Origin of the sequence: Pseudomonas sp. ML2-2023-3 (genome assembly GCF_037055275.1) — a bacterium.
GTDB lineage: Bacteria > Pseudomonadota > Gammaproteobacteria > Pseudomonadales > Pseudomonadaceae > Aquipseudomonas.
The window spans coordinates 44,324-56,083 of sequence record NZ_CP146343.1; the positions used below are offsets into that span (position 1 = coordinate 44,324).

Annotated in this window: 13 protein-coding genes; 4 read left to right on the forward strand and 9 right to left on the reverse strand. The window is 56.5% G+C overall.

Annotation, left to right across the window (positions count from 1 at the left end):
- The first annotated feature begins 42 nt into the window (after window positions 1-42).
- On the forward strand, window positions 43-516 hold the full coding sequence (locus V6P94_RS00195; protein WP_326397293.1) for a prepilin peptidase: 474 nt from the start codon (window positions 43-45) through the stop codon (window positions 514-516).
- Between the two features lie 117 nt (window positions 517-633).
- The gene (locus V6P94_RS00200; protein WP_326397292.1) at window positions 634-1,419 is read left to right on the forward strand and encodes a response regulator transcription factor; all 786 of its coding nucleotides are present in this window, start codon (window positions 634-636) and stop codon (window positions 1,417-1,419) included.
- Between the two features lie 75 nt (window positions 1,420-1,494).
- Here V6P94_RS00200 and V6P94_RS00205 read toward each other — a convergent pair whose 3' ends face one another.
- The 8 genes from V6P94_RS00205 to cpaB are packed head-to-tail and all read right to left on the reverse strand — an operon-like array spanning window position 1,495 to window position 8,920.
- A complete protein-coding gene (locus V6P94_RS00205; protein ID WP_326397291.1) occupies window positions 1,495-1,761 on the reverse strand; it encodes a DUF3613 domain-containing protein in 267 nt (88 codons plus the stop codon).
- Between the two features lie 17 nt (window positions 1,762-1,778).
- Complete coding sequence (locus V6P94_RS00210) at window positions 1,779-2,468, reverse strand: tetratricopeptide repeat protein (protein WP_326397290.1); 690 nt, start codon at window positions 2,466-2,468, stop codon at window positions 1,779-1,781.
- Window positions 2,469-2,482: 14 nt separating this feature from the next.
- Window positions 2,483-3,367 carry a type II secretion system F family protein gene (locus V6P94_RS00215; RefSeq protein WP_326397288.1) on the reverse strand — a complete coding sequence of 295 codons (885 nt, stop codon included), beginning with the start codon at window positions 3,365-3,367 and terminating at the stop codon, window positions 2,483-2,485.
- 1 nt (window position 3,368) lies between these two features.
- Window positions 3,369-4,253: a type II secretion system F family protein gene (locus V6P94_RS00220; RefSeq protein WP_338648848.1), complete on the reverse strand. Its 885-nt coding sequence runs from the start codon at window positions 4,251-4,253 to the stop codon at window positions 3,369-3,371.
- A gap of 10 nt (window positions 4,254-4,263) precedes the next feature.
- A complete protein-coding gene (locus V6P94_RS00225; RefSeq protein WP_133078790.1) occupies window positions 4,264-5,538 on the reverse strand; it encodes a CpaF family protein in 1,275 nt (424 codons plus the stop codon).
- Window positions 5,535-6,734, reverse strand: a complete 1,200-nt coding sequence (locus V6P94_RS00230; RefSeq protein ID WP_133078789.1) for a pilus assembly protein — start codon at window positions 6,732-6,734, stop codon at window positions 5,535-5,537. The genes V6P94_RS00225 and V6P94_RS00230 overlap by 4 nt, the downstream gene beginning before the upstream one ends.
- A complete protein-coding gene (locus tag V6P94_RS00235; protein ID WP_219262815.1) occupies window positions 6,731-7,957 on the reverse strand; it encodes a type II and III secretion system protein family protein in 1,227 nt (408 codons plus the stop codon). Before V6P94_RS00235 ends, V6P94_RS00230 begins: the two co-directional genes overlap by 4 nt.
- A 27-nt stretch (window positions 7,958-7,984) precedes the next feature.
- Entirely contained in the window at window positions 7,985-8,920 is a 936-nt protein-coding gene (gene cpaB, locus V6P94_RS00240) for a Flp pilus assembly protein CpaB (protein WP_326397285.1), read from the reverse strand.
- A gap of 335 nt (window positions 8,921-9,255) precedes the next feature.
- Between cpaB and V6P94_RS00245 the strand changes: the two genes are divergently transcribed.
- Together V6P94_RS00245 and V6P94_RS00250 are read left to right on the forward strand one after the other, a co-directional pair.
- Window positions 9,256-9,480 carry a Flp family type IVb pilin gene (locus V6P94_RS00245; RefSeq protein WP_219262814.1) on the forward strand — a complete coding sequence of 75 codons (225 nt, stop codon included), beginning with the start codon at window positions 9,256-9,258 and terminating at the stop codon, window positions 9,478-9,480.
- 26 nt (window positions 9,481-9,506) lie between these two features.
- The gene (locus V6P94_RS00250) at window positions 9,507-9,920 is read left to right on the forward strand and encodes a response regulator (RefSeq protein WP_326397284.1); all 414 of its coding nucleotides are present in this window, start codon (window positions 9,507-9,509) and stop codon (window positions 9,918-9,920) included.
- A 63-nt stretch (window positions 9,921-9,983) separates the two neighbouring features.
- Here the strand turns inward: V6P94_RS00250 and V6P94_RS00255 are convergent, their stop codons facing one another.
- Window positions 9,984-11,666, reverse strand: a complete 1,683-nt coding sequence (locus V6P94_RS00255) for a POTRA domain-containing protein (protein ID WP_326397283.1) — start codon at window positions 11,664-11,666, stop codon at window positions 9,984-9,986.
- Window positions 11,667-11,760 lie beyond the last annotated feature (94 nt).

The following is an 11,760-nucleotide window of genomic DNA, read 5'->3' on the forward strand; positions in this document are numbered from 1 at the left end:
ATATCATCATAGAATCATTGGTAAAAAAGGGAGGTTCTTTACGTGATCCAGTTATGTGTTGTGTTCGTGTGGTTTGCTGCGTGTTCCATTCAAGACCTGCTCCAGCGTCATATTTCCAATGTCCTGACCTTTGGCGCGGCGGCGCTGGCATTGCTGTATCTGCTATGGACAGGCCACACCTGGCTCGGCGCAAGCGCAGCCGAAGGTGGCTGGGCATTGCTGGTCGCGCTGGTACTGACACTGCCCGGCTATGCACTGAACAAGCTTGGAGCCGGCGACGTAAAGCTGTTGATGGCCCTGGCACTGGCAACCGATCGTCCGACAATTCTTGGCACTATCATCGGTGCAGGCCTTTGTACTGGCGCCTGGTGGCTATTTACGTCAAAAATCCTGCCGTCAATGAATCAACGAGTTAAGATCCCTTGCCTTGCCCATCACGTCCCAGTGTCAAAAAAGCTTCCATTTGCACCCTTCCTGTTGGGCGGGTTTACCCTGACAATGGCGCTCCTTCGCTAATCGTTTGGAGGGATTAACACCTTGTACATAGTCGTAAAGTAGGTCTACGTTTAACCCAAACGCAGTAAACAAGTGGACCCAGAAGTCCCTGATTGGTTTACCAGGAAGGAGAACCGCGTGCATACATCTACCCCCCTGATAAAAATTCTCGTAGTCGACGACCAGTCGTTGATTGTCGAAGAACTGTGCGAATTTCTTGAAAGCAGTGGCTACCGTTGTGTGCCCTGCCATTCAACACGCGAAGCCATCAGTGCTTTCATCGCCGATCCAGAGATTGGCCTGGTGCTGTGCGACCTGCACATGCCCGAGATGAACGGCATCGAACTGACCCAGCACTTGCAAAAAATCGCCGGCAAGCACCGCTCCTTTGAAAGCATTTTGTTGACCGGTCGAGCAGACAAGCAGGATGTGATCAAGGCCCTGCGCATCGGCATTGCCGATTACTATCAAAAACCGGTCGACCTCAATGAACTGCTTGAGGGCATCCAGCGCCAGGAAGCCATCTTGCGCGAAAAGCACAAGAGCGATCAGTTGGGCCACCTGAACCAAAAACTTCAGTATCTGGCCGAATCCATTGACGACCTGTATCAGGACATGGAGTCCGCTAGACGCCCCCCTCAGTCGGCCACTCAACCTTCAAACCCGCAGGACTCAAACGAGGGCCCCTGGCAGCAGATCCCGACGATTTTCAAACAGCTGTCGCCCCGTCAACTGGACGTTGCCAAGCTGGTGAGCAAAGGCCAGACCAACTATCAGATCGCCTGCGATCTGGGCATAACCGAAAACACGGTAAAGCTTTACGTGTCCCAGGTTCTGCGCCTGACCCACATGAACAACCGCACTCAACTGGCCCTCGCGCTGTCCCCTAACGCCCCCGCACAACATCGCCAGAGTGCGCATTAATCGCTGATCCGGCCTCGCCTTAATCGCTGGCAACACCTGTGAGTAACAGGCTTGCCCGCGACAAGTCCGGCTCATTCAGTTCTGCTTGGCCCTGCCGCCCTCATCCTGTTTGTAGTACTCAGGGATCTCATGCTTGTAGCTGTCCAGCCAGCGCTGCAGGCTGAGCTCACGCTCGGCCGAGGTAGCCGTTTGGCGTATCGGCGACTGCACACTGCCACTGACCTGAAGCTGCAGCCAGTTTTCGGTTTCCTGCTGGTTTTTTGGCGTGGGACCGGGCTCGATGGCCACCGCACCCAGCGGGATCAGGGCCAGCAACACCCCCACACGAATAGAAAAAGTCATTGCAAACCTCCAACGCATTATTTGATGACAGCCACCTGGTTGCTGGCTGCCTTGGCTTGAGCCTTCAGCGCTTGCGCCCGGGACTGGGCATCACTCACTTGATCGGGCGTTAATTCGGCGCGGGTGACCAGTTCGGCCGCCTGGGTCCACTGGTCCTGATAAATCAGCAAAGTCACCAGGTTCAGCGCCGCCAACGAGTCATCCTGTTTGAGTTCCAGCGCGGTCAAAAACTCGAACCGGGCATCATCGACACGGCGCTGGTTGAGATAGACCACACCCAGGTCATTGCGGATCTTGGCGTCGGTCGGAGCCAGTTTCGCCGCACGCTCAAGGTGGGCTGTCGCCAATGCGTTGTCGCCACGCCCGGCGGCCAACTGCCCGAGGCCATGCTCCCCTTCTGCCGCCAGACACGACCCCAAAAGCCCCTGGAACAATGGCTCGGCCTCACTGCGCCCCAACTGACGGTAGATCCGCGCCTTGCGCAGCTGCACCTGCGCGGATCGCTCGGGCAGGTTTTGCAGGTTGGCCAGGCTGGCGTGCAGCTTGCCCTCCTTGGCCATGTCATCGGCCAGGTTCAGCGACAGCTCCTGATCAGCACTCAATTTTGTACAACTGCCGCCCATGGCCATCCACGGCGGATTGCTCTGGCCTCCTGTTGCACAGCCGCCCAGCATCAGCAGCCCACACAAGACGATGACAGCTTTCATGTTCATACCCCTGATCAAGAGAGAAAGGCTCGCGAGATAGCGACAAAGCTCGGCCCGGCCAAGACAATCATTAGCGCCGGGAACAGAAACACCATCATCACTACCGACATCTTGGCGGACATCTTGGAGATGTACTCTTCCATGCGAGTCAGGCGACGGTCATCCAGCAGCTCTTTGAGTGCTTGCAATGACTTCATCGCGCCACCGCCCTGCTGAATCAATTGTTGAAGAATCACGCAGGTGTCATTGAATTCGTCCACGTCCAGCAAGCTTGCGGTTTTGCTCAGTTCCTGACTCAGCTCCAGCCCCGAATCAACTCGCGACAGCACTACCCGCAACTCGCCTGTAAGCACTGGCAGCAGCTCCCGAGCATCCTGGCTCAGCACCCGTAGCGCCTGTTCAACGGCCATGCCGGACTCAAACAGGATGCGCAGCAACGGGATAAAGGTAGACACCTCTACCGCTACTTCTTGTTGCCGCCGCTTTGCAGCGTAGGCCAGCATTCGCTTGGGGATCAGATACCCCAGCGCCAGTGAGAACAACAAAACAACCAATAGGTTGCCGGACCTGGGAAAGAACAATTCATGCCCCAAAAACACCAGCCCGGCAAACGCAAACGGTGTGCCAATCTGAAACGCTGCAAACAGCGAACGTTGACTGGCGGTACGCCAGCCAAGGCGGTTGAGCAGGGTCTGGGTTTCGCTGTCCATCGTGATCGAACGCTGGCCAAACTTGCTGTTGCCCACCATCCGCATCCAGAGACTGAGCTTGCCCGGGCCGCTCTTGTCACCGTCCAGGCGCTGCATCACCCTATGCTGAGCCAAACGGTCCTGAACCACGTTATTGATCAACAGCGCCATGGCGCCCAGCAGTAAAACTGCACAAATCAGATAGGCCATGTCATACGCTCCGAACCATGCGCCACAACGCAACGCTGCCAATTATTTGCATCGACAACGCCGTAAGCAGCATGTGCTGCCCTCCCCCGTCCGCCCACATTTTGAGCATGTAATTTGGATTAGTGACCATAAAAAAGCCCACCACAAAAACCGGCAACAAACCAAGTACCACAGCAGTCATACGGGTTTCACCGGTCATGGCCCTCAACTTGCGAGCCCCCTGTTCACGCTCGCGAATCAGCACGATCAGGTTTTCCAGCAGCTCACTGGCGTTGCCGCCGTAGCGATGATTCACCTTCAGGCCAAGGGCGAACATGCGAAACTCGTCGCGCTCATACAGCTCGGCAAAATCGCTTACAGCTTCCGGCAGACTTACCCCCATCTGCACGTTACGTGAGACCCGGCTGATACTGGTTTTGAGCGGATCACTGGATGCCTCGATTGCGTTCAGAACCGCATCGGCCAAGGTCCGGCCCGCCTTCAAGCTGCGAACGCTGTGATCAAGCAAGAGCGGCAGTTGCTCAACCATGCGACGTACCCGACGGTGGTAACGCCAACTGACAAACAGCTTGAGCAACAGTGGCGGCAACACCAGCAACGCAAGAAAAAATACCCAGCCGCCGATCAGGCCAGCCAACACCACTGCTCCCGCCCACAGCGACAGCCATAAACCCAGGCGTTCAGAAGGACGCCCCAACCCCGCCTGCAAGAAAGCCCGGTCAAGCCAAGCTACGCCCTTTAATTTTTGCGAGGACTGCGGCTGCACTTCCCCCAAACGGTCCAGCACGCGACTGGTTGTCGGATCCGTCAGAGCCCGATACACCAGACTCAGCGATAGCACGAACATAAGAAAACTGATGGTAAAAAGCAGTAAGGCCGGGATCATGATCAGCGCCTCAGCCGTGTGCATTCAGAATGGGGTCACGACGCAACTTGTCGCCTGCCGGGTTCAAGGCTTCGCGCATAAAACCAAAACCGGTGCGCTTGTCCAGGCGGAACAGGGTGTTGGTCACGTACACATCGTCACGCACCCCGACCACTTCCAGGACTTCACTGACGCAACGGCGACCATCAGGCATGCGCGTGAGCTGGATAATCACGTCCAGTGCAGCGCAAATCATCTGGCGCAGGGTTTTTTCCGCCACGGTGCGGCCCGTCAGGCCCACCAGGGTTTCCAGACGCAACAACGCATCCTGTGCCGTGTTGGCGTGGACAGTGCTCATTGAGCCATCGTGACCGGTGTTCATCGCGGTCAATACGTCGAGCACTTCCACCCCACGAATTTCGCCGAGGATGATGCGGTCCGGACGCATCCGCAGGGCGTTGCGAATCAGGTCGCTGGACTTCACTTCACCATGCCCTTCGGCATTGGGCGGGCGTGTTTCCAGGCGCACCACATGAGGGTGCCCCAGCTGCAGCTCGGCCACGTCTTCGATGGTGACCAAACGTTCGTGGGGGTTGATCAACTGGCTCAGGATATTGAGCAGCGTGGTTTTGCCGGTACCGGTACCGCCGCTGATCAAGATATTGCAGCGCTTGCCCACCGACTCCTGAAAAAACTCATAGATCGCCTGGTCGATGGTTTGCATCGCCACCAGGTCGCTGCTTTTGAGCATGTCCTTGCGAAACTTCCGGATCGACAGGCACGGCCCGTCCAGCGCAATGGGCGGAATGATTGCGTTGACCCGGCTGCCATCCGGCAGACGTGCATCCACCATCGGCGAAGACTCATCCAGGCGTCGCCCCAGCGGCGCCAGAATGCGCTGCATGACCCGTTCAACGTGATGATCGTCGATAAAACGCAAATCGCTCTGACTAAGCAGACCCTCGCGCTCAACAAACACGCGATGGGGGCCGTTGACCAAAATTTCCGTGACGGCAGGATCTCGCAGCAAGACTTCAAGCGGGCCGAACCCCGTCAGCTCGTCGACGATTTCTTCAGCCAGACGCTCCATTTCATAACGGGAAATGGCCAGGTGCAGGCGCGACACATATTCAGCCACCCGCTCGGTGACAAACTGGGCCAGGGACACACGGGAGCCTTCCAGCAGGTTAACCCCGGTCTCTTCAATGGCATCGATGATGTAGCGATGCAGTACCAGCTTAAGACCGTCATGGTCAGCACGCCCGTCCTTGTAAAGGCCGGAGCCAAACAACTGTTCATTGTTCATTTGGCCCCCCACAGGCGGTTTAACCACGCGCCAGACTTGGAAACCGTTTGCTCGGACGACTGCGAGCGCTTGGTCAATCGCTCACCCAGTTTTTTCAACGCCAGGCTCAGGGCTTCCCGCGGAGCCAGATCAAACAGGGTGGTGGCCTGATTCTTGGCATTGATGCGTAGCTCAGGGCTGAGCGCCAGTGTCGCCATCACCGGCAGGCCAAAGCTCTTGCCCAGGGCATCGGCATTCGGGGCAACGCCCCCCATGTAACGATCGATCAACAACCCCGTATGCTCAAACTTCATGCCCTTGGCCCGCCAGCGAGCGAGCACGTCCAGGTTGCGGCGGCAATCAAGCACGCTCTGGTCGGTGTACCACAGCAAACTGTCGCAATGGGTGGCAAAGGTGCGCAGCGCTTCACTGTCTGGCTGCCCCGTGAGGTTGACCACAATGTGCTGGAAATGCTGGCGCAAGGCGCTGAGCAACATATACAGCTCGGCGGCACTGGTATGCTCCAGCGGCTCATCACTTTCGCTGTGGGCCAATACCCGCAAACCACTCGCGGTCTTGGTAAAGGCACTGTCAATCAAGGTGCTGTCCAGGCGTCGTAAATGGCGCAGGGCATCACCAAAAAAGAACGTACTCTCAAGCCCCAGCACGGCCAGACCATCGCCACGGGGCACGCCCAGGTCCAGAAACAGGGTTTTTTGATCGTGTTTTTGCACGACCAGCCCAAGGTGGCTGGCAACCAGTGCGCCATCGGCATTGCATTGGGCGCTGAACAACACGCTCAACCCGCCCAGTTCGGCGTTGGGCGCCACCGGCGGCAAGCGTTTGCTCAGACGGCGAACCAGCCCCGCCACTTCACTGGAGCGCGAACCGTAGGCAACAAAATCCCTTGCCCCGGCGCGCATGGCGTTGAGCACCAGCTGGTTATCCATGCCGTCGCCCAAGGCAACAATGGCCAGCATGGGCTTGGCTTCCAGCGCGCCTTCAATCAGCGCACACTGGTTGACCACCTTATCCCGGTCCAGGCCTACAAAAATCAAACCGGCAAACGTCACGTCAACCAGTGCCAGCAGTTCATCCAGGCTACTGGTGCCTGCACCCACCACTTGACCCAACGGCGCCAAGGCACCTTGCAGCCATTCAAGATCGGTGTTGTTGCGCGTCAGCGCGAGAAATGTCTGGCTCAGGCTTTGGCTCATTGGGATAACCCGCTACGGCTGTTGAATTTGCCGTTTTCCAGGAAGTACAGGCGATACCAGTTAGGGTCGTAGTTACGCAGTTTCTCCCCGGGCATCGATGGCAATGGCGCATTGGCAGCCAATGGCTGAACCAGATGCGGGGTCACGATCATCAGCAACTCTTTCTCTTCGCGGCTGATATTGGAGTCGCGGAAGAACGCGCCAAGAATCGGGATATCCCCCAAGCCAGGAAACTTGTTGACCTGTGAGCTGTTGCGCGAACTGATCAAGCCACTGATCACAAAGCTTTCGCCATCGGCCAGGGAAATACTGGTGTCGGTGCGTCGAACCGTCAGGCCCGGTACCAAAGTCCCGGCGATATTCACCGCATTGGTGTAATCCAGATCACTCACCTCAGGTGCCACTTTCAGCATGATGCGATCACGTCCAACCACGGTAGGGGTCAGGGTCAGACGGATACCGAACTCCTTGTACTCGATCGATACGTTGTCGCTGCCGCTGCTGGGTACCGGGATCGGCACTTCACCACCCGCGAGGAAGGTTGCACTCTGCCCGCTCATGGCCACCAGGCTTGGTCGTGCAAGGGTGTAGGCAAAACCGCTGCCTTCCAGGGCATTGATCATCGCTTTGACCTTGCCGCCGCCAAAACCGATGTTGAAATACTTGCTGTTGGCAACCGGACCGCCCGTGATCACCCCTTCAGCCGTACTGAGGAATGAGTTCGGCGAGCCAAACAGAAAGTTGCTGCCCATGCCGAAGATCGAGGTACTGGCCTCTTGCAGTTTGGTACGGCTGACTTCTACAAACCGAATGTCCGTTTGCACCTGAATGGGCAACGTCGGGTCTTCGGTCGGCGACAACGACGCACCGGCCAAACCCGAAGTGGCCTTGCCCTTGACGAACAGCATGGTCTGGTGTGGCTCTTTCGAACAGGCGCTCCAGACCATCAGACTGGTAGTGCCCGACGCAACGCCGGTCAGCAAAAAGGCGTTTTGGCCATTGGTGCGAACATCGGCAACCGTGGGATCACCCACAGCGATGCGAGAAATGTTGACCGGGAAGCTCATGGCCTTCTGGGCCCCCTGGGGCACTTCCAGTACCGATGGCAATGCGTTGAATGCGGCGCAATTGTCAGCAGCGGCCAGGGCCATTTCCAGAGGCAAACTGCTCAGGATCAATGTCCAGGCAGCACGTTTATAAAACGGAGCGCGACGTTGGCTCATGTTCGATGTCCTTATAGATCAGGATTTTTATTGGGCCGACTGCTGAGCCGTTTGATTGCCGCGAATAACTTCAATACCGCGCACTCGAGGAGCGCCAGAGGGACTGCTGACGGGCGCCCTGGCTGGACTGGCCATGGCTAACTGGTTGAATTGATAAAGACTGCGTTTGGCATTCTCAAGGTTAGTCTCAGATTGCTGCTCACCCGCCCAATATTTACTCAACCGTTGTTCATCGGCACTGCGCACAGCCAGACGCAGCGTACCGGCCTGGGTTGCGAGCATCAGTTGATTGAGCAGAAGCTCGGGAATCGCCAGCACTGCGGAGCGCGCATTGATCCGGCTCTGCTCCAGCCTGAGTGCTTCTTCGGCATTTTTCGGCTGGCTGGCCAACTGGCCATCGCGGGTCAAACCCAGCTCGGCACCGACACTCAGCACACGCACGGCAGGCAACACCACTTGAGCCGACTGCTGTGGATTCCCGGCGTCCTGGCGCAGAAATAGCAGAATATCGACGTAGTCACCCGGGGTTAACTGCCCTCCAGCGGCAGAAACTTCGTCAATCATCACTGCCAGTGCCCGCTCATCAGGGCGGATCATGCGTGCCAGTGGTCCACCCATTTCAAAGCTTTGTTCATTGAGCCAAGTGCCCGCACTCAGGCTGCGCCAGGGGGTACGACCTACCGCCTGATCGATTGCAGTGAGGCTGCCTGCAGGCGCGGTACGGAGCTTTTCCAGGGTCACATCGTCAGCCGTCAAGGCCACATTCGGAGGTACATCACGGGCCAGCACCACTACCGATTGACGGGTTTTGTCATCAACTGCCGTTACACCTTGCTCCACAACCTGGGTCACCGGAACTTCGGCAACTGGCTGCTGTCGACTTAATACCAGCCCCCAGTAACCGGCGGCAATTGCCCCTACAAACAGTATGGCGGCCAGTATTAAACTGCGTCGATTGTTCATGCACAAACTCCCTTTTTCACTGCGCACGGCAGACTAATAAACCCATTCACAATCAGGCAGCCATAAAACATCAAGACTATTGAAACCATTCGCTATTTAAAAATAGCTCAGTTGAAGCAAAATGCCATTAGCGACAATAAAAAGCTCTAATTAATTGTGAATAGTTTGATTTAGCACACATTTTTAAAAATGATCATTTGGACTAATACTTTGTGATCAGTCCATTGTTACAGTTGTATGGAAGTGATTTATTGCCAATCCTATGATGGCAGATGGAGATCAACCTGCACCATTGTTACGCAGTGCCCGACCCGGTGCACTCAAGGAGAAGTCAGATGATGTTAGATACTGTTCTGAAAGTGTACGTACCTGCACAGGTGCTTCTGGCGCGCCAAGCCAAATTATTTGCAAAAAGAACAGAGGGTGCTTCGGGTATTGAATACGCGATTATTGCGGCGATGGTAGCGGTAGTTATTGCGGGTCTTTCACCCGGTGTAGGAACAGCAATAAAGAATTTGTTTGCTGAAATTGTTAGCGCTTTACCTAAGACCAAAGAGTAACCCTTTAATTACCCCGAGCTTTTAAAATGCCCCTCTCCCCATCACGGCAACAACTGCTTCTGGTGGATGACGAAGAGGACGCACTGCTGGAGTTGGCCGAGCTGTTGGAGGGCGAGGGCTTTTGTTGCTTTACGGCAACATCAGTCACACTCGCCCTTTCGCAGTTGACCCAGCATCCGGATATTGCGCTGGTCATCACTGACCTGCGCATGCCGGAGGAAAGCGGAATTGCGCTGATCAGGCGCCTGCGTGAGCACACATCGCGCCAGCATTTACCGGTGATTGTCATCTCGGGGCACGCCGATATGAGCGATGTCAGCGACTTGCTGCGGTTGCAGGTACTGGACCTGTTTCGCAAACCCATCTACCACGTGCGCCTGCTCGACACCCTCGACAATCTCTTTCCAAAACCCGCACAGCTACAACTGGCCAGAACATAAAACCCGCCCCATAAAAACCCCGCAGTCTTAGTTAGCACTGCGGGGGTTTTTTACATATAAAGCTTACAACTGATAACTAAAACTTAGTGTATAGCGCGGCCTGCGATTAAAACTGTCCAGCGCGATATCAGACATGGGCTTGGCAACTTCCATGGCAATGTTGTAGTAACGCTTGTCACCAAAACGCAACCCCAGTGCTGCGGAGGACATGTCCGAGCCTTTTAATGGCAGTTCGTTGTACCAGGCCTTGGCCCTGTCCACGATCGCATAAGGCTGCAGCAACTTGACCCAGTCACCGTCGCGGTTAAAGCTGTAGTTGAGCTCATAGGCCACGCCCCAGCCCTTGTCCCCCGACGCCTGGTCATCCGGATAACCACGACCGAAGTTCTGCCCGCCAAACACTGCCCGCTCGCTGTCAGGCAACGTGTCATCACTCCAGTACAACGCCCCCGACACCACGCCCTGCCAGTTATCGAAATAGCCGTCACTCTGCACGCCCGACAAACGCAAGCGGAAGAAGTCCAGGTCATAACGGCTGCCAGTCAGGGTGGTTTCGCTCTTGGCACCCATCGCGTCTATGCCCTGATACATACCGGCACTGACAATACGCAACTGCCTGGCATCGGACTTGCGCCAGTCACCTTCAAACGCCAGTGCGCGCACGTTGGTTTTTTCGCTGATGGTCTGGCCGAAGCCTGCCACCTCATAGTCGGTATTGTCGTTGACGCCATACAACCGGGCACCAGCGCTGAGCCATTGATCCGGTGCAGCAATCAGCGGGTGGCTGACGCCAATCGAGAAGCGGTCATTCTCGCGGTGAGGCTTGAGTTCAAAACCATCATCGGTAGCAATGCTCGTGCTCGGATCACTGCGATAACTGGAGCCATACAGGCTCAGTTGCGTGCCTTCGGCATTCAGGTACTGGCTGTAATCGAGACGGTAGTAGTGCTCCTTGTCGCGACCCGGCGGAAACAACCCGCTCAGGGTCAACTGCTCCGCCATGGCCGTTTGCGAGTTACTGCTGGCCCCGAACAGTGCCTGGGTACTGTTACGGCTGCCCTCGACAAGGCTCATGCTGGTGGTGAACGGTTTGCGACTGGCACTGACGCGCAGTGTCGAAGCACCGTCGGTGGTACCCGGTGGCGGCACTTGCGCCTGCAAGGTCACACCAGGAATCCGGCTCATCAGGGTGCTGTAGCGATCAAATGTTTTACGGGTCAGCGGGCGCTCGCCCTTGAGCTTGTCTACCAGCTCATCGATATACCCCTTGACCCGCCCTATATCCCCGTCGATCTCGTAATTGCTGACATAGCCTTCGACCAGCACAACACGCACCAGGCCTTGATCGAAGTCCTGTTGAGGCAAAAACGCATACGACAATAAATAGCCATCGTCCTGGTAACGCTTGGTGATGCCGCGCGTGGCCTCGATTAATTCACCCAGGGTGATTTCATGGCCCAGCAGCGGCTTGAACACCGCACCCAACTCGGGCAGCGGGTAAATCGTGCCACCTTCGATCTGCAACTTGCGAATGGTCAGGCGCGTGCCCATGACCAGTGGCTGAGCCTCCCCGGCTGCCGGCTTGGGCAATTCCAGCGCAGGCGCCGGCGGGCGATAGGCATCCACCGGCAAGTTGGGTGTGGGCAAGGTTTGCATGCTGTCGTTGCTATTGAGAAAGCGCGGAAGGGACTCGGCCCCCGCATACGGGGCCAGGGCCAATAACAAAAAGGGAACGCAATTACGCATATGACACTCCATGTTCAACTACAGCGGCATAACGAGGGGGGCTTCATCTTTGAATGATTCGCGAAGCTGCCCGAGCATCACGCCTACATCCTGC